We start from the raw sequence: 18,102 nt of genomic DNA, 5'->3' as shown, positions 1-18,102 counted from the left end.
CGTGAGCATCCGGTTCATCACCTGGTCGTCGCCCCCGTTCTCCATCTTCTCAGGTTGTATTCGATGGGTATAATTTCGAACCTTGTTTTCAGAGGTTCAATAATTACAGGATAATAACCCAAAATCAGAATGCGAGGGGAGGGATTCGAACCCGCGAACTCCTACGAGAATGGATCTTGAGTCCACCGCCGTTGGCCTCTTGGCTACCCTCGCCTGTTCACAATGTATGATGCTCCGGTATAATTATGCTGATCGCTCGGGCCCCGGAAGCGGGGTCATCCGCAGTCATCGGTACGGCCGGAACCGGTGGTTCCAGTCCTCAACGGCCTCCCTGCCCGTCGACGTCGGCCCGGGGGCCGCCCGCCCCTCTCTTTTTCTCTTCGTATCCTCGAGGGTGAAGAAATCCGTGCCCCAGCCGTTCCCCTCCAGAAACGAAAGGACCTGATCGGGGACGCGGTTGGCCTCGTCCGCGAAGAAACGCCGCATCAGCCTGTTTTGCACCGAAACAGTGCCCATCCGTCTGCGGCACCACCACTCGCTCTCGTCGTTGCAGTAAAATTCGTCGTATTTCAGGCACGGGTAGATAAAATCGGCTAGCAGAAGATCCCCGAAGACCTCGCGGGGATCGGAATCGCGGGTGTAGAAGCTTCCCGTCCACGTCCACCGGCGACGCCCGCCCGCGTCCCTGCCGAGCTGGGCGAAGCCCGAACCGAAGTCCCATTCACTCTCCCCGAGCCACCGGCCGGTGCGTTCCTGCCAGGCCTCGATCTCCGCGACGATCTCGCCCATCGGCCGGGTGATGTCCCCTTCAGCACAGATGAGGGCAATGGCAAGCATATTTTCGGAAGGAATGGCGCATGCCATATATCCGGAGTGGTGTCGCCCCACGATAAACGTTCGGGTAAACCGGGAACCGGCGGCCTATGCGCCGTCGTCCTCGTCATCGAACGAAAAAAGCTCTTCTATCGTCGTCCCGAGCGTTCGGGCGACGTCGTGGGCCAGCCGGAGGGAGGGATTGTACTTCCCCTTTTCGAGAAAGACGATCGTCTCCCGCCGGACCCCGACGGCTTCTGCGAGATCCGCCTGCGTCAAATCCCTTTTCGCACGGAACTCTTTAATCCGGGTCTGCATAAAAAAGCCTCGCCCGCGATGGTCCGCAGCCGGTTCCGCTCACGCCACATCCCCCTTTCTGAAGAGGTGCCACTGGAAGAGCTTTGCGGAAATCCCCATCAGCAGGATCAGCCCGACGGTCACCGTCTCCACATCCAGTGCGAAAATGTGGAGGTAATTGATCCAGAAGATGGCGAAGAGCACAAGGAACGTCAGGAACCACGAGTATGACAGCCCGTATGCGCCGATTTTTTTCGTCCGTTCATCCTGCAGGTAGTGGGTTTCGGGCTGGAGCAGGCGGAAGGCGGCAAGCAGTACCATCACGAATCCCGCGGATATCATCATCGAGACCGGACCGTCCGATGTCCCGAGCAAGAGCTGGACGAGGCCGCCCGCGAGAAGAATGGCCCCCGAGAAAAAGACAACCCCCATCCACCTCCTCGTTTTAAACCGGTTGTGTGTCTGAGCCATGGGTATCACGAGTGAGGTATTTCTCACACCTTGTTAGAATTGTATAACCTTATGTTATTTAATTCTAACGCTAGAAGCCCGTCCAGTTCCTTTGTGGTTGCGGACATCTGAACCTGACATTCCATGCGCGTGGTTATTTATATATAATTTAGTGAATATTAATCGACACCGGAGCTAGGGGTGAGCAACCGGTAGTATTTTTGTGAATTCCTGTTTCCGGGCAAGGAGGGGAAAAGGATGTCACATTATTGTCGCAGGATACAGCGATCGCTCTTCTGTTGCGTACTATGTTTGCTGATACTGGCCGTGCCCGTAGCGGCGGCGACGCTTGTGGTCGGACCCGGGGAGGCGTATACGAGTATCCAGGCGGCGGTGGACGCCGCCAAGGCTGGCGATGAGGTGCAGGTGAAGGGCTGGAATTACCCGGAAGATGTTGAAATATCCACACCAATCAGCCTTGTTGGCAGTGCGAGAGTCAACTCGATTACCATTACTACGGATCGGGTGAATGTCAGTGGGTTCACGATTCATTCTGGTGGTGGTACAGGAATCTGGTTGAATCACGCAAATTTCTGCACGATTGAATCTTGCTCAGTCTCCTTTGGAGGTAGATGCATTAAACTCGAATTTTCGAATGACAATATTTTTCGGAACTGCGGCGTGAGCGAGCCGTTTATCGAGGGTTTCAATCTTGATCACTCCAGCAGAAACCTGTTCGAAGATTGCGAAACATACGGTGAAAGTTCAGCTCTCTGCTGTTGGGTGGCAAATTCGGATGAAAATGTCTTTTTTCAGTGCGGTTTCTCTGGCTGCCCGTATGATAGCACATCTGGAATGGTGCTCTATAGCTCCCGGGCAAATGAGGTCCGCCGGTGTGTTTTTTGGGGTCATAGAATGAGGGGATTAGTGACCGATGGCTCAACGGGGACTATCGTCACGGAATGCACGTTTTCGCAAAATTTTGTTAATGGTTTCGATTCCGGTGCATTTTATTGCAATAACTTTGTCCAGAACAAGTACGACCCATGGGGGGGACCGGAATGCAGCTCTCCCGATCCGATTGACTACTATTATGGTGGGGTGAAGTATACCGGACACGTCGGGAACTACTGGGATCTCTACACCGGTCTGGATACCGACAGCAACGGCATCGGCGATACACCGTTTGGGTGCGATGCATACCCGCTTATGGGTCCGTGGGAGGATGGTGTGATTCTCCCCCCGCCTGAACTGGGAAGGCCGATAGCGGTAAACGATGAGTACGTTACCCTGCAGGATCAACTGCTTGTTGTCCCCGCCCCGGGTATCGTTGGAAACGATAAAGGGCCATATTACATGCTGACATATGATCCGGTCAGCATCCAATTCATGAAAGGTGATCTCGAACCCCACGGCGATGGATCTTTTCTCTACACTCCCCCTCCCGGATGGACAGGCATGACTCATTTCAGTTACTGCCTCAGCATGTATCCCGACAGTGGGGGTGAGATGCTATTAGAATCCTGTGCCCTGGTAACAATCCATGTAAAAAAGCCGTCCGTTCCAGTGCCGGAATTACCCTCGGCGGGGGTAGCTCTGGCGATGGCGGCAGGGATCTGGGGTGTTTCGGCTCTTCTCCGGTGCCGGCGGGATAGCTGATCCCTTTTTGCTGGGACCGGCGGTGCCTGAAGACCTATTTATTGTTCCGCTGACAAAATCAGGACCCCGTGATACCCGCTCCCCTTCCGGGTGCGGTACCAGCGTCAGTAATCACAGTCGAATCCGAAGCATACGTCGTCGCCGTAGTATGAATTCTCCATCTCGTAGAAGAATTCGGCAATCATCACAATCAGGATATTATATACGGCGATCATGACGATGATGCCGACGATATAGATGATAATCCCGCCGTTCGTATAGTCGCGGAAGGGGATTTCGCCTGCATTCATCCGCTTTGCCGTCCGGTACGCATCGTACCATGCATATAGCCAGACGAGGATGCTGGGCACGACGAGGAAGGATCCGAAGAGGCCGATGAAAAACAGGATAAGGCCCTTTACGTGCTGTCCGTTATAGACCTGGCCGCTCCCGACCAGAAGGAACGACGCCACCAGTGCGAGGAGCGGATTTTTCTCCTTCTGTGCCGGGGCATACGACGGCTGTGCGGGGCCCGGAGCCGGCGGCGGAGGGGGGGGCGGTGGCGGCGGAGCCTGAGGCACCCGTGTGAGTTCCGCTCCGCAGTTTTCACAAAAATGATCCCCTTCTTGGGTTGGCATACCACATGCAGGACAGACGGGAACGACACTCACCACCTTTTTTTTATGAACAGGTTTTTTCGGGAGTGGCGTAATTAATGTTTTCATTCCCATTGTGGGAATCCCTCGTAAAAATCCGCAAGATTTTCAGGATTTTCCGGAGCACGACCGTTCATGATTCCCGCACCCCGCGGAGGAATTTTCGGTAAACATAAGAGCCCCGGTTTCAGATATACCGATACGTACTATGGCATCATACAACGAACCGGCAGGCAGGTTCATCATTGCCTGTGGTGTGGCGTTCGTCATCCTTGCGCTGCTGGCCGGATGCGTGGATCAGGAAGAGCGTAGTGTCGTGGTGTACACATCGGTGGATCAGGTGTACGCCGAACCCGTTCTTGATGCGTTTGAGGAAGAAACCGGCATTCAGGTCCGTGCGGTCTACGATGTCGAGGCGGCAAAGACCACGGGACTCGTAAACCGTCTTATTGCAGAGAAAGGAAATCCGCTCGCGGATGTGTTCTGGAACGGCGAATTCATGCAGACAATCCTTCTTAAGGAAGAGGGCGTCCTTGCGTCCTACGATTCCCCGAATGCCGCCCGAATCCCGGAGCAGTACAGGGATCCCGAGGGCTGCTGGACGGGAGTGGGAGGCCGGGCCCGCGTACTGCTCGTCAATACGGATCGGGTTCTGCCCGGGGAGTACCCATCCTCTGTCTTCGACCTTGTGTCTGATAGGTACGCCGCCAGCGATGTGGGGATCGCATACCCCATGTTCGGCACATCGGCTACTCACGCCGCCGCCCTTTATGCCGTGCTGGGCGAGGAGGAGGGCCGGGCTTTCTTTGAAGCCCTGCATGATCGGGGTGTCCGGGTCGTTGACGGGAACTCGGTCGTCCGCGATCTGGTGGCAAACGGCCAGCTGAAGGTCGGGCTTACCGATACGGACGATGCCTGCCGGGCATACGAGGACGGCGCACCCGTGGCCCTTATCCTTCCCGACCAGGAGGAAGGGGGCATCGGTACACTCGTGATTCCGAACACTGTCGCGCTCATTTCCGGAGCCCCGCATCCGGACGAAGGGAAGCGGCTCGTGGATTACCTGCTGTCGGAAGAAACAGAGCAAAAATTCCTGGCTATCGGCTGGATTCAGGTATCGGTGCGTGACGGGGGAGAAAGCCTCTCCTGTATCGGGATGGAGGGTGTCAGGGGAATGAATACCAGCGCCACTGCCGTTCACGCCGAACTGCAGCAGGCGAAACAGGATCTGACCGGGATATTTATCAGGTAACTCCATGAAATGGCCGGCATGCATATCAGGGTCACTGCTCCTCTCTCTCCTTTTTGCCGGTGCGGTGTTCGGACCCGTCGCGGCACTCCTCGCAGCTGCAGTGGGGGACGCCTCCCTCGTGAATGATGCCTCTCTCCTCCTCCTTCCCTCCGGCCGCCGGCTTCCGCTCTTCTGCCAGACTCTTCTGCTCTCGGGCGTGGTTGCCTGCATGGGCACTTTTATCGGATTTCTCGCCGCCAGCCGGCTCTGGGAGATGCGGACCGGCCCGGGATCGCGGGCACGGTGGCTCCTTCTCATTGCCGCACCCGTTCCCGCCTATCTCTATGCTCAGGCATGGATGGGAGTGAGCGGGGTTTTTGGCCGGGTTCCCCTATGGCTGCCGGCGGACATAATTCTGTCCGCATGGGTGCAGGTGGGAGCATTTCTACCGCTGTGCGTGGGTCTTTCCCTTCTTGGAATGGCGGCTGTGCCGCCTTCCGCACTGGAAGCCGCCCGTCTCGTCTATCCTGACATGACGGTTTTTGATCGGATTGTCCTTCCCCTTGCAGCTCCCGCGCTTGGCGCAGTTGCTGCCCTTGTCTTTGTTTTGAGCCTTACCGATTACAGCGTCCCATCCCTGTTTTCCCTGAATGTCTATTCACTCGAGATATTTGCCGAATTCAGCGCAACAAACGACCCCGCACGGGCACTGTTCCTTGCAGCACCCCTGCTGGGGATCACGCTCCTCGTGCTCATCCTGATAAGAGGGCTGATCCGGGACCTTCTCGGGGGAACCGGTTTCTGCCAGCAAGCCCCCCTTCCTCCGGTATACCCGCGATGGTTTGTCTGCCTGCAGGCCTTCGCGTGTGCGATCGTGCTCCTCCACCTCGCTGTTCTGGTCTTCTCTCTCATACTGGCTGCGGGCTCTCCCGCCACTGCGGCAGGGGCGATCACCGATGCGGGGGCGGATATCGGAGCAACCTTCTCCACGGCGATTATCGCGGCCCTTTGCGCCCTGCCGCTCGCCTACGGCGTCGCCTCACGAATGGACGGCGGCCGGGAGGGCGGGTGGCTGTGGATTTTGTGCCTTGCCCCTCTGGCCATCCCCGCACCGTTGATCGGGATCGGATTGATCGCACTCTGGAACACCTCACCTCTCTCTTTTCTGTACGGCACGGCGGCGATGCCCGTTCTCGCGTCTGTTGCACGCTTCGCACCGTTTGCAGCACTTGTCCTGCATGCCCAGCTTCGGCATACCGACCCGCTGCTCATCGATGCAGTACGGGTTTTCCAGAAAAGTCCGCTCGCGGGCTGGCTCCGTGTCCGGATACCCCTGATCGCTCCCGGGCTGATAGCGGCCGGGGGAGTGGTCTTTGCTCTTTCCGCGGGAGAACTGGGAGCAACGCTCCTTGTCATCCCGCCCGGGATGGAGACCGTGACGATCCGGCTCTATAATTACCTCCACTACGGATCGTCTGCCGCTGTCTCCGGTCTCGGCCTTGTGATGATGGGAATGATGGCTGCTGCGGGAGCGGTTATGGCTGCAGGCATCAGAAAGCTGGGGTGCCGCGACACAGACTCTGGGGGGGGCGGGCCAGAGTGATTGAATGCCGGCACCTCTCAAAGTCCTTCGGGCGAACGAGAGCGGTTGATGACATATCGTTCTCCGCGGACGGAAACCTCATTATTATCGGGCCGTCGGGAAGCGGGAAAACCACGCTCCTCCGGCTGATTGCCGGTCTCGAGGTGCCGGATGCGGGTTCGCTGTCCTTTGACGGAACACTGGTCAGCAAACCGGGCTGGGCTCTCCACCCCGCGCAGAGGGGTATCAGCTGTGCATTCCAATCGCCTGCCCTCTGGCCGCATATGTCAGTGTCTCAAAATATTCTCTTTGGAATGGGAGATGTCCCGGCAGAAACAGCCCGGAAACGGATGGAGGATCTGATGGAGCGGGCGGGGCTTGCGGACCTTGCGAACCGGTACCCGCGTGAACTATCGGGGGGGGAAGCCCGGCGGGTTTCGATTGTCCGGGCTCTCGCTCATGAGGCACGTCTCCTCCTCCTCGACGAACCGCTCCAGAACCTGAACGAGGAGTTGAAGGAAGAGATGTTCGGTCTGATGGTCGGGTGTGCTGAAAAGAACGGTGCACACCTTGTATACATTACTCACGACATGGCGGAGGCGGAACAGATCCCCGGAATGGTTCTTTCAATGAACAGGGGGAAGCTGTCCGGGCAGGACGGGGGGACCGGGAGGGTGTGATGGCCGACGACAGACGGGGCCCGGAGCAGCCTGCACGCCGTTTTATTGCTGCCGCCCAGATAGTTCTCGGATTCGTTATTGTGGCGGTGCTGATAGTTGTTGTCTTATTTGGTCTGGATCTTTACAAGGAGCAGACACTTCCCGATGGGTGCGTTATCGTCCGTCCCCCGGGCGAGGTCACCACCCTTCTCATCGACGGGGATGTGGTCTGGACCGGAGGGAAGGACGGCGTGATTCTGGTTGACCGCACCACATACGGGCGTCTTCCCCTGCCTCCCGGCGCTCCTGTATTCGGCTATGTACGGGATCTCTTCAGGGCTAGTACAGGTGCGATCTGGATTGCCCATGACGGAGGGCTTGCCCGGTATTTTGAAGGCTCATGGGATGCCTTCTCCGAACAGAACGGCACCCCGTTCAGACGCGGCCTGAGTCTGCTCGAAGTCGGCAGGAATACCCTGTGGGTGGGTACCGATCAGGGGATCTTTATCTGGAACGGGTATGGATGGGAGGAGGTAGTCCTCCCCGAAGAGATTTCGTTCGTGTCCGCTGACGTCCTCTTTCAGGACACGAGCGGTGCTGTCTGGGTGGGATGTTCTTCGCCAACGGAGGGCGGTCTCTTCCGTTTTGAAGGGAAGAAATGGCATGCGTACTCGCTTTCTGACGGTCTTCCTCATACCTCGGTCAACAAAATCGCAGAGGATCGGGACGGTACGGTCTGGGTGGCGACAGGATTCGCAAGCCGGGGAGGCGCCGCGCTGTATAAGGATGGTGCATGGAGCGCCCTCACAGAGGAAAACGGGCTCGCCGGCGGGTCGACACGGTCCGTTTATAAGGATCGGGACGGCCGGATATGGGTGGGATCGGAGTATGACGGTATAGCCGTTCTGGAAAACGGTATCCGGACCATTCTCACGGAGGCCGACGGACTTGCCGGGAATGAAGTGAAAGAGATGATTCAGGATGAGGACGGCGTCTACTGGTTCGGAACCGACAGGGGACTTACGATAATCACTGATATTCCTTCCTTTTTCCCGGCTGAAGGTGCACCATTGCCCTGATGGCAAAATCCAAATTTTCCGGACGTTTTTCGGTATCCGGGTTGAATAGCTGTCAGAATCAAGTATATATCTTTTTCAACAGGGAGAATTAATTGGAACGAAGAGGGAACGTCACCCACCGGGGGACGGGGATGATGCACATGGATTTTGATGAAGCCCAGCAGCGGTTTGCCCGGCTCACAACCCAGAGGAGCCAGGGGCAGATCCCGGAAGACCGCTATCGCACGCAGGTAAACGAACTGCGGGTGCAGGACCCGTCCGGTACCTGGTGGCAGCCGGATCCTGATTCCGGAGGGTGGATCTTCTGGGACGGCTCGGCATGGGTGCCGGGAACACCGCCGAAACGTGCGGCGCCGGCACAGAAACCGCGACCCGAAGCACCACGGAGCCAACCGGTGCCGGAAGGCGGCGGTACGTTTATGGATATGAAAACATTCCGGGAGATCTCCCGCACGCAACCCCTGTCGCAGCGCCCGCAGAAGTGGTTCGATCTTCTCTCCATTCTGGGCGGGATTGTCGTTGCCGTTCTCTGGTTCATTTATGGCAGCATCCGTGCCAGCACCGAAGGTTTTGACTTTGTCACGCCGATCCTTCTCATCGGCATCCCGGTCATGCTCGCCCTGTATCGCAGCCGGATTGACGATGTGCTGGTCTCCATTCAGCCTGTCCGGCAGAAGTTCTCACGGCCGTTGCTTATCGGGTTTGCCATCGCAACACCGTTTCTCACCGCGTTTCTCCTTTTCAATGTCCTCGGCTTCTCCAACTATGCCCTGCTCCACTGGAATATCATCCTCGGGACGCTTCTTTCGTATGCAATCGTCCGGGAACCGGTGCTCGCCTCCGGCGGATTTACGAGACCGGGCATGAACGGCAGACTCCCCATGCTCATGATTCTGGTCTGCTGCCTCTGCGTTACTGCGGTGATGGCCGATGACTGCGAAAAGGACCCCCTGAATGCGCAGGACTGCCTGCGGACCGCAGGGTATGCGCAGATGCTGGCCGCTGTGGTTTCAGCGACGTCGGGCATATTCGTGAACTTCCCGACATTCGTCCAGGCCGTGCAGCCGCAGGGAGGGCCGATGGATCAATGGCGGCAGAAGAACGAGGACGATTTCCAGAAATTCGTCGATAAGAAACGGGAGGGATTACATTACGACAAGGAAAAGGATGCCTGGGTCGCGGATTCCGAACTGAACAAACTGCAGCAGCAGCGGACGCAGAAACAGCATGAACTTGACGAACTGCAGAAACTGCACGATAAACGGGTGAAGAACCAGAAGAAGAATCTCATCAACGCCTCCGTGGGGGCAGCGGCGGGCGGCGATGCGGATAAGGCTGCGCAGATCCTCAAGCAGGAACAGCAGGCACTCGCCGATGAGAATGCCCGTATCAGGCAGATGCAGGCCGAAATCCAGAAACTGGATTCGGAGATCAGCTACCAGCAGACGAGGCAGCAGTTCCATCAGCAGAAATAATCTCGTTTTTTACCGGATGTGCCTACTGATGAAGCATTATGGGAACAAAGGAGAGAATGAGCTATGAATGAGCCAATAACACTCGAGACGGAAACATTCAGGGCGATTGGCCGGCGCTGGAAGGGGGTGCGCACCGCCCTGTCTCCGCTGGAATCGGGAGCGATGCCAATCGCGCCGGCAGCACTGCAGGAGTATCAGGCTATGGGGGTGCTCGACGCCGGGGGTCAGCCGACACCCGGGCTGAATAGTATTCTTTCGGTACTCGGTCAGGCCAACGCCAGTGTCGATCTCACACTTCTCGCCACCGGTAACGAAATCCAGCATGCGATGTATTTTTCGCCTGCAGGGGCCGTTCCGGTCCTCGTCACGACGATCGACAGTACCACAACCATCTGTCCCTCCGCTTCACCGGATCTGATCGTGAAAGATCTGGTCGCAAAAATGCCGGAAAAAACCGGGGTATCGTCGCCATTTTCTGCAGACATAGCCCCGAAGGATGCACGTATCCTTGCGGCGCTCATGGACCAGCAACGCCTATCAGCACAGGCGGCGGCTGCACAGTCGACCGCTTCCCCCGTCCCACCGGTTGTCTACTACCCCCCGGAACTCGAACCGATCCTCGAAAACTATATGGCCTCACCCTCCTCCTGGCTGCTGCTGTCCATGGTTTCCACTCTCACCGACGCGGCCTCAGTACCGGGGGATGAGATCGGAAAGGCCTTTTCCCGGCTGGTCTCGGCAGGATATCTCACCCGGTCAGGACAGGGATATATTCTCCGGCAGAACCTCCTCTCCCTTGCAAACAGGCTCCTCTCACCCGAGTTCTCACTCTTATGCACAATCCGGGTTATCGGCCCGAACGCCCGGGTGTCGACGGTGGAATTCGACAGCATCGGATTTGACGGCGGCATCCTGTCCATGATCTCCTGCCGGGACGATGCCGGTACGCTCTCTCTCAGGGCAATGGCACCGGAGGCGATCCTCGATATCGTCCGCCGGCTCGCCTCCTCCCCGCAATCGATCGCGGAAACACTGGGCATCCACGACCTCCCCGGCTCCCCGGCACCGCAGCCACTCCGGCAGGAAAAGGAGCCGTCCGGCTCGTTTTGCCCGGCGTGCGGTTCGCCAGCCGCACCCGGTGCAAAGTTCTGCCGATCATGCGGTGCACCTCTCGAGCAGCTACCCGCGCAAACAACCTGCAGGGAGTGCGGTCAGCCTCTCCGGCCCGGGGCCGCCTTCTGCCCGAAATGCGGCCGAAAAGTCGGGTGAAAGGAGAATCTTCCCTTTCAGGCCCAGACATCCGGTTTTTCCGCCGCCACTTCGAGGCGCATCATCCGGACATGGATCCTGTTGTGGCTGCCAGGCGGGAACCGGTCGAGATAGCAGCTGACAATCGCCGCGATGAATTCCTCGCGTTTTTCCTCCGGAACTCGTGTTGTATACGGGTGCCATGTGGTGCGAATCCACCCGGCAAGCCCCCCGGTATCCGGCTGGATCATATCCTTCTCAAAGAGTCTGCACTCCACTCCAACAAGCCCTGCCCCGGCGAGCCATTCCCGGTACTCTTCGGGCCCGTAGAAGCCGTACGGGAAGGAAAATCCCGTGAAGTACTGCTTCCAGGGTTTTTGGTTCGTGATTTCGTCAACAACGGCAAGAATGTCGGCGGCATTTCCCCGGCCGCCCATCTGGAGCAGGCACCGGCCCCCGGGTGCGAGAGCGCGGGTGATCCCTTCCAGTACCGGGCGGTGGTCGGATGCCCAGTGGAGGGCCGCGTTGGAAAACACAACATCGAATGCATTTGCAAATCCGAGATCGGTAAAATCCCCCTGCATAAAAGAAAGGTTCCTGTACTGCTGCTCCGGGTAGGCGCTCCGTGCAAAAGAGATCATGCCCGGAGAGCGATCCAGGCCGATAACAACTCCGTCCGGAATCCGGCGGGAGAGTGCCGCGGTTACCTTGCCGTCGCCGCACCCGAGATCCAGCAGGCGTTCGCCGCCGTTGAGCTCCAGTTTCGGAAACAGTTCCTGCGCCCAGGCTTCCTGCGCTGATGAGTGTGAATGGTAATCCGAAGGATTCCAGCCTTCCATAGCCTGATATTTTGGAGATTCGGCGATATCAGCATTCTCAGATGGGTTTTTAGCGTGGTGATGGAAGGAAATAGTTTGCTATCGGCAGTCCGCCCGAGGGTCCAACATCCCTATCCGGGACATATGTCCTGAAAACTGCGATTCATCCATAGAATAAGTCCAAATTTTTTCGCAGTCAACCAATGGTTTATGGGTGTCCGGGGCATATCCGTTGCTGTGATCAGCATGGACAGAAGGAGTGCATTCATCATTGCCGCAGCCCTGGTCGTTGCAATCGCTGCCGCGACGGTTCTTCTCGCTCCACCGGAGGAGATGGAACCGCCCGGGGGGCCGTCAGCCGGCCTTGCAAATCCGGCGGCGGTGTACTGCACGGAGATGGGATACGGGTATGAGATCAGGACTGACGCCGCGGGCAACCAGTACGGCGTCTGCATCCTTCCGGACGGGACCGAGCGCGATGAATGGGAGGTCTACCGTGAGGCCCATCCCGCCATCCAGGTTCCGCCGGTTTCTCTGCAGATTGGCACCGGGGGCATGATTACGCTGGGCGCGAAAGAGAGCGGCGGGACTTTCGATATCGAAACGGGACGCGGTTTTGCGATCATGCTCGACGAGAACCCGACCACCGGCTTTTCATGGGTCCTTTCCGTTCCGGAAGGGATCGTGCAGGACAGCGAGAGCTTTGAACCTCCCGCGGAGGGGCTCGTCGGCGCCGGAGGCATGCGGACCTGGATCCTGCACGGCGAGACACCGGGCACCTACGAAATTACTGGGGAATATCGCCGCCTGTGGGAGTCAGCCGGGGAACCTGCGATGAACTTTTCCGTGACGATTGAGGTTGTCTGACCGGAAAAACGGAGACCTCTTTTCGGGCCGAATGATCTGATATCGCAGTGCGGCATCTCCGGGTATATCCAATCCGCGGCGTTCCCGGTGGTCAGGAGGCTCCTCTCATGGTATTTCCGCATCAAATTCAATCGTTTTTTCCGGGAAGCGGGGGCTTCATTGGGATTTCTGTATGTCTTCTTCGATCGGTATTTTCCTGAGAACCATTTAGGTCACATCAGGACATAGTAGATCAGGAGATCTCACCATGGGAGACACAGTCAGACTGGGAATCATCATATGCGACAGGTACCGGACCTGTGGCGGGGGCAAGTGCCTGCGGGCACTGCGCAACCGCGAAGGGGCCTTTGAGCGGTATGCAGGAAAAGACGTGGAGCTTGTCGGATTTGCATCCTGCAACGGGTGCCCCGGCGGGAACATCGAGTACGTCCCGGAGGAAATGAAAAAGAACGGTGCGGAGGTTATCCATCTTGCCACCGGCATGGTTGTCGGCTATCCTCCCTGCCCCCGGATCCCCTATTTTACCCGGTTTATCAGGGAAAAATACGGGATGGACGTCGTTGCCGGCACGCACCCGATTCCTGAGAATTATTACACAACCCACCGGGAGCTCGGTTCATGGGACTCGGATACGTGGAAAGAGCTCATTGCGCCGACACTCACGGACGAGAAAACCCGGCTTGCGTACGACTGAATCCCCGTCCGGCAGGATGCCTGTGGCTGCATCGTTGCCTGAGAGCGGGCATGCGGAGCCTCCGGAAAACCACTGCTTTTTCAGGCTCAGAACCGGTAATGGCCGCCCTCTATTTTTATGGTTTTGCCGTGCGTCAGTGCATCGGCGATTTTTTTCCGCGCAGATATCACCAGCCGGTGAAACGTTGGCTGTGAAATATCCATCATTTTGGCACACGTGCTCTGGTCGAAACCTTCGAGATCTTTGAGCCGCACGGCTTCAAATTCATCGAGAGAAAGGATCATCTCTTCAGGCGCCGTCACTCCTGCAGCCGGAGGCCCAAAGGAGGTGAAGGCGGGCTGGAACCCAACTCTCCTGCAGCGCCGTCGTCCCGGCATTACTCAAGAGTACTGAGACGTCGTTCAATGTCAGCTTTTTCTGCTTCAATGCGTCTGAGTTCCGCTTCGAGAAGCTGTTTTTCTGCTTCCGGGCTCAATGGCGCGGGTTCGGGATAGTTTGCGTAATACGCCGGGCCGAAACCCATGCCGAAGCCCCGGGCCCTGCCGAAACCCCGGCCGAATCCCCGCGCGAATCCTCTTCCGAACGCCATACCGCTGCCGCAGGGGCCCATGCCCCTGCCGGTTCTGGGCCCGTATCCAAGCGGGCCGGTCTGATCAAATCCTGGCATCTGTTTTACCTCAAGTTATGAATATATATTCATATCACTGATAATGGTGCCGGATCCGGCAACCCGTGCCGGCAAGGAACAAAGGTGGATACCGCCCGCCGGAGCGGTGCAGCCGGATGCAGGCGATTACCCGAAAACCGGCGACCGTGGGCCCGTGCCCACTCTCAGCGTGGCACCGGATCCGGCCGTGCCGGAGGGGGGCGGACCCTGCCGGGAACCTCGATTGCACGGGATATGAGCGGCGTTGAAATCCCCGGTTTTGTTTTCGACGGAGCCTGCACCGACCCGGCATTCGGGATCGTCGAAGCCGCATGTTTACCGGCGTTCCTGTGGGGCACATACTCTTTTCTGCACCGGACGCCGGAGTGCAGGGTGTCAGCGCGCGGCAGACACCACGCACCGTCAGTGATCCCCGGTGGCGATAATCCGTTGGAGAATAGTGCGGTGATTATCCATGCATTGTGAATTCGCAAGGATTAAGGCCTCAAATATAATTTACTTAATTATCTATAAAGTAAATTATATTATATTAACTAATTCCCGGAGGACCTGAAAATGAGGAGAGCGAAAGCAGACAGGAGCGTTCGGCAGGGCCTGCTGGCCCTCGTTCTTGTGGCGGGCATGCTTGTCATCCCGGCGGCGGCAGCGACGACCGCGGTGCACGTCATAAAGTACGACACGGATGGGACGACCGTACTTGACGAAGTTACTGTCGACTACCTCTGGATGGAGGCAAACCTCCCCGTCCTCGGCGACGGGGTGACGCACTACTACCACCAGGGGCCGGTCTTCATTGATGACCCGGACGAAGCGACGGAACAGGCGCTCCGCTGGAATCCTGCGGAGGACACCAATGTCGATACCAAGGACATGGGCGCGGTCAAAGGCACCAACGCAAAAGACCTCTGCGATCTCGTCGGCGGCATGGATGAGGGCGACGAAGCGAAATTCAAATCGATCGACGGGTGGAACAAATATTTCGCCTACGAAAACGTCTACGGGTACTCGTCCCGCGAGGGGCCGATTGTGCTCGCATGGTGGCGCCCCGATAAGGGCTACGTTTCGGAAGGATACAATGACGGCATCCGGATGGTCTGGTTCGCCGATGACTCGACAAATCCGTGGGGATACCATGCGTTCGGAAACTGGGACTGGCACGAAGCGGCCGATGAGCAGTACTGGTACTACTACTATTCGGGAGGCGAAATGTACCCCACCACGACAGGCCTTTCGGGCAAGTATATCCCTGAAATCAGTATCTACAGCCACGATGTGCTCTCCGCCGACTTCACTGCCGATGTGACCTCCGGCTCCGCCCCGCTGACGGTGCAGTTCACCGACGCCTCCACCCTCGCGACCGGCTGGGCCTGGGACTTCGAGAACGACGGCGTCATTGACTCCACCGACCAGAACCCGTCGTTTGTCTACAATGCCGCGGGCACCTACACGGTCTCCCTGACGGTGACCGACGGTTCAGGATGCGACACCGAGGTGAAGACTGACTACATCACCGTGACGGACGGACCGTCGCCCGTGCCGGAGTTCCCGTCGCTGGCCCTGCCGGCGGCGCTCATGATCGGCATCGCGGGTGTTGCGTTCGGCCTGAGATCCCGCAGCCGGGAGGGAACGGAGAAGCAGTAGGGGAAAGGCCGGGCTGAGGCCCGGGAACACCTCTTTTTATTCTATCCTGATTACACAAGGGTAATTTCCCCTCCGGGTAAATTGGCGGTGCCTCCGGATGCCGCCCCGAAGGTGTGGGAGGGTTATGCTTCGGTCATGCCGGAACAGTGCCCGTCGCTTACCTACCAAAACGGCACCGCCTTCGGAGCCTCGCTGCAGGAAAAAACCGTGTTATTGCTTCTCCTGTGGTGAAGAACGACAAAAAATAAGTGTGTGGTTTAGGCTTCCGGCGGGATCATGACCGCATCGATGGCATGAATGACGCCGTTGCTGCATTCGACATCGGTGATGATGATTATGGCACCGTCCACCATTACTCCGTCTGAGGCATCAATGGTCAGTGCGCTGCCCTGCAGGGTTTCTATCGTGTCCATGGCCATGACATCGGCAGCCATGTACCTCCCGTCTGCCACATGATAGAGGAGGATTTGTGTGAGCTGTCCTTCGGGCTCCTCCAGCAGTGTATCAACCGTTCCCTCCGGCAGCGCCTCAAAGGCGTCGTCCGTGGGTGCGAATACGGTAAAGTCCTTCGCTTCGTCGCTGAGTGTTGTTGCAAGGCCTGCTGCCTGGACCGCTGCAACGAGCGTGGTAAACCGCCCGTCGGAAACTGCCGTCTCTATGATATTGCCTTTCGGCAGCATTACTGCGTCAATGACCTGTATGACACCGTTGCTGCAGATTATGTCCGTTGTTATGACATTTGCACCCTCGACCACAATGCCGTCTGTTGCGTCAAACCGAATCCGTTTGCCAAGGAGCGTCATCGCATCCGGCTGTGATGCAATATCTTTTGCCAGCAGGTCTCCTGATACGACATGATACAGGAGGATGTCCTTCAGCTCCCCTTCCGGGTCCTCGAGGAGGGCCGCGACCGTTCCCTCGGGAAGTGCCTTAAAGGCATCATCCGTCGGTGCAAATACGGTGAACGGCCCCTCCCCCGAGAGCGTCTCCGTCAGGCCGGCGGCATCGACCGCCGCAAGAAGGGTCGTAAACGACCCGGCATCCTGTGCGGTCTCCACGATGGTGTTCACTGCCGGTGTCTGCGTGGGGGTTGCCTCCGCGGATTCGGGAGTGGTGCACCCGGCGACAAGCACTGCCGCTACCATAAGCATGAGACCCAGCATTTTTAGTACTTTCATTCACTACACCCCCCATCCTCTGATGGGATAGCCGTTACTTGATGTTTCTTATCTTAAGTGTTGTCAGGGATCGGGAAACGGACTGTGACACAAAAAGAAGGGACAAACCCGCTTTCAGTGGAATGTGCCGTACGGGCCTTTCCAGTTACGAGCTTTCTCTAAGAATTTCGCATACCCGTTCTTTCGGATGAATTCAATCGATTGCCTGTATTTTGTGTATTTATGGCCCTTTTTACCGTAAAAACCGGAGATTATGGTACAGGTGGCATAGTCCGGGCAATCAGCGCAGGTTTCGAGGTTTCTTTCCCGGAAACAGCATATTTTCATCGGGCATCTGGCCCGGGTGATGTCCCTCTCTCCTTTATGGTACCCCAGTATACAGCTCTTTCAGATCCCTCGATGCAATTTGCAGGTCGCAGGCGGCGGTTCCCGTCGCCCACGGCTTCGCGTGATATCGTGCCCCGCAGAGGATGCAGATCCCCATAACGTGGACTTGATTATATTATTGTTTTAGAGAGCAATAACATAATAAATATATATGTGGCACATATTTTATATGAAAAATTCTATAAAATACCGCATTATTACTTTTGTCTTGTTGATCTTAATTGGCATTTTTGGAGTAATTATAATACCAAATATTTTTAGGGAATCTATCTTAACTCCATCCCTGTCAACCGTAGGAGTTGCAATTTCTGTTGCTGGTATCGTTGGACTGGTGAGGGAAGCCCTTATTGTACCAGCAATTAGCAAGGAAAAAAAGAGAGAGAATATGGATTTAATAAATAAAATTGAATCTTCTGTTTCTGAAAGCTTAAATTTTAAAATACGATGTAAATATCCAAATGTTGTACAAGTAGTGGAAAATCGTCGGGAATATCCTTATTATAAATTCTGGATGAATGAACAAGTTCAGACGATTGATATATTAGGAAGATCGGTTCTTCACAGTTTAGAACGCGATTTGCAAGGATATTTAAAACAATCCGCATATTCAGTGATAAGATCCAAACTTGAGCAGGGAGCTCGAATTACAATTATTTTCTATAATCCTCAATCGCAATATATTGATATAATAGCACGTGAGGAGGGACGATCAAAAGAAGTGG

General features: G+C 56.7%; 19 protein-coding genes, 1 tRNA gene and 1 pseudogene. 11 read left to right on the top strand and 10 right to left on the bottom strand.

Going from position 1 to position 18,102, the window contains the following annotated elements; all coding sequences use genetic code 11:
* Positions 1–130 precede the first annotated feature (130 nt).
* From APR53_01040 to APR53_01025, 4 genes are all read right to left on the bottom strand, one after another.
* Positions 131–213 (bottom strand) — tRNA-Leu (locus APR53_01040).
* Positions 214–285: 72 nt separating this feature from the next.
* Positions 286–864 (bottom strand): hypothetical protein, encoded by a 579-nt coding sequence (locus tag APR53_01035; GenBank protein KQC03582.1) that lies wholly within the window; start codon positions 862–864, stop codon positions 286–288.
* A 57-nt stretch (positions 865–921) separates the two neighbouring features.
* Positions 922–1,131, bottom strand: coding sequence for an XRE family transcriptional regulator (locus APR53_01030; GenBank protein ID KQC03581.1), 210 nt, complete (start codon positions 1,129–1,131; stop codon positions 922–924).
* Between the two features lie 39 nt (positions 1,132–1,170).
* Positions 1,171–1,542 carry a hypothetical protein gene (locus APR53_01025; protein KQC03580.1) on the bottom strand — a complete coding sequence of 124 codons (372 nt, stop codon included), beginning with the start codon at positions 1,540–1,542 and terminating at the stop codon, positions 1,171–1,173.
* 945 nt (positions 1,543–2,487) lie between these two features.
* Here APR53_01025 and APR53_01020 point away from each other — a divergent pair.
* The gene (locus tag APR53_01020; protein ID KQC03579.1) at positions 2,488–3,219 is read left to right on the top strand and encodes a hypothetical protein; all 732 of its coding nucleotides are present in this window, start codon (positions 2,488–2,490) and stop codon (positions 3,217–3,219) included.
* A 104-nt stretch (positions 3,220–3,323) separates the two neighbouring features.
* Here APR53_01020 and APR53_01015 read toward each other — a convergent pair whose 3' ends face one another.
* Positions 3,324–3,929, bottom strand: a complete 606-nt coding sequence (locus APR53_01015; GenBank protein KQC03578.1) for a hypothetical protein — start codon at positions 3,927–3,929, stop codon at positions 3,324–3,326.
* 133 nt (positions 3,930–4,062) lie between these two features.
* Between APR53_01015 and APR53_01010 the strand changes: the two genes are divergently transcribed.
* From APR53_01010 to APR53_00985, 6 genes are all read left to right on the top strand, one after another.
* A complete protein-coding gene (locus tag APR53_01010) occupies positions 4,063–5,106 on the top strand; it encodes a hypothetical protein (GenBank protein KQC03577.1) in 1,044 nt (347 codons plus the stop codon).
* A gap of 4 nt (positions 5,107–5,110) precedes the next feature.
* Complete coding sequence (locus tag APR53_01005; GenBank protein KQC03576.1) at positions 5,111–6,688, top strand: hypothetical protein; 1,578 nt, start codon at positions 5,111–5,113, stop codon at positions 6,686–6,688.
* Positions 6,685–7,347 carry a hypothetical protein gene (locus tag APR53_01000; protein ID KQC03575.1) on the top strand — a complete coding sequence of 221 codons (663 nt, stop codon included), beginning with the start codon at positions 6,685–6,687 and terminating at the stop codon, positions 7,345–7,347. The genes APR53_01005 and APR53_01000 overlap by 4 nt, the downstream gene beginning before the upstream one ends.
* Positions 7,347–8,405, top strand: coding sequence for a hypothetical protein (locus APR53_00995; protein ID KQC03574.1), 1,059 nt, complete (start codon positions 7,347–7,349; stop codon positions 8,403–8,405). The genes APR53_01000 and APR53_00995 overlap by 1 nt, the downstream gene beginning before the upstream one ends.
* 131 nt (positions 8,406–8,536) lie before the next feature.
* Positions 8,537–9,880: a hypothetical protein gene (locus tag APR53_00990; GenBank protein KQC03573.1), complete on the top strand. Its 1,344-nt coding sequence runs from the start codon at positions 8,537–8,539 to the stop codon at positions 9,878–9,880.
* 63 nt (positions 9,881–9,943) lie between these two features.
* A complete protein-coding gene (locus tag APR53_00985; GenBank protein ID KQC03572.1) occupies positions 9,944–11,149 on the top strand; it encodes a hypothetical protein in 1,206 nt (401 codons plus the stop codon).
* A gap of 17 nt (positions 11,150–11,166) precedes the next feature.
* Here the strand turns inward: APR53_00985 and APR53_00980 are convergent, their stop codons facing one another.
* Positions 11,167–11,967, bottom strand: a complete 801-nt coding sequence (locus tag APR53_00980) for an SAM-dependent methyltransferase (protein ID KQC03571.1) — start codon at positions 11,965–11,967, stop codon at positions 11,167–11,169.
* A gap of 189 nt (positions 11,968–12,156) precedes the next feature.
* Here APR53_00980 and APR53_00975 point away from each other — a divergent pair, with 189 nt between their 5' ends.
* Both APR53_00975 and APR53_00970 read left to right on the top strand, forming a co-directional pair.
* Positions 12,157–12,813, top strand: a complete 657-nt coding sequence (locus APR53_00975; GenBank protein ID KQC03570.1) for a hypothetical protein — start codon at positions 12,157–12,159, stop codon at positions 12,811–12,813.
* A gap of 247 nt (positions 12,814–13,060) precedes the next feature.
* Entirely contained in the window at positions 13,061–13,507 is a 447-nt protein-coding gene (locus APR53_00970) for a metal-binding-like protein (GenBank protein ID KQC03569.1), read from the top strand.
* 86 nt (positions 13,508–13,593) lie between these two features.
* Here the strand turns inward: APR53_00970 and APR53_00965 are convergent, their stop codons facing one another.
* Positions 13,594–13,884 carry a hypothetical protein gene (locus APR53_00965; protein KQC03568.1) on the bottom strand — a complete coding sequence of 97 codons (291 nt, stop codon included), beginning with the start codon at positions 13,882–13,884 and terminating at the stop codon, positions 13,594–13,596.
* A complete protein-coding gene (locus APR53_00960) occupies positions 13,884–14,174 on the bottom strand; it encodes a hypothetical protein (protein KQC03567.1) in 291 nt (96 codons plus the stop codon). The genes APR53_00965 and APR53_00960 overlap by 1 nt, the downstream gene beginning before the upstream one ends.
* 84 nt (positions 14,175–14,258) lie before the next feature.
* Between APR53_00960 and APR53_00955 the strand changes: the two genes are divergently transcribed.
* Positions 14,259–14,639 carry a hypothetical protein gene (locus APR53_00955; protein KQC03566.1) on the top strand — a complete coding sequence of 127 codons (381 nt, stop codon included), beginning with the start codon at positions 14,259–14,261 and terminating at the stop codon, positions 14,637–14,639.
* Between the two features lie 90 nt (positions 14,640–14,729).
* Entirely contained in the window at positions 14,730–15,815 is a 1,086-nt protein-coding gene (locus APR53_00950) for a hypothetical protein (GenBank protein ID KQC03565.1), read from the top strand.
* Positions 15,816–16,072: 257 nt separating this feature from the next.
* Here the strand turns inward: APR53_00950 and APR53_00945 are convergent, their stop codons facing one another.
* Positions 16,073–16,993: a hypothetical protein gene (locus tag APR53_00945; GenBank protein KQC03564.1), complete on the bottom strand. Its 921-nt coding sequence runs from the start codon at positions 16,991–16,993 to the stop codon at positions 16,073–16,075.
* A gap of 114 nt (positions 16,994–17,107) precedes the next feature.
* Positions 17,108–17,446: pseudogene (locus tag APR53_00940) on the bottom strand (hypothetical protein).
* Between the last annotated feature and the right edge of the window lie 656 nt (positions 17,447–18,102).

The organism is Methanoculleus sp. SDB (assembly GCA_001412355.1).
Classification (GTDB): Archaea; Halobacteriota; Methanomicrobia; order Methanomicrobiales; family Methanomicrobiaceae; genus LKUD01.
Note: the sequence above shows the minus strand (reverse complement) of the source record. Positions and strands in the feature narration are given on the sequence as shown.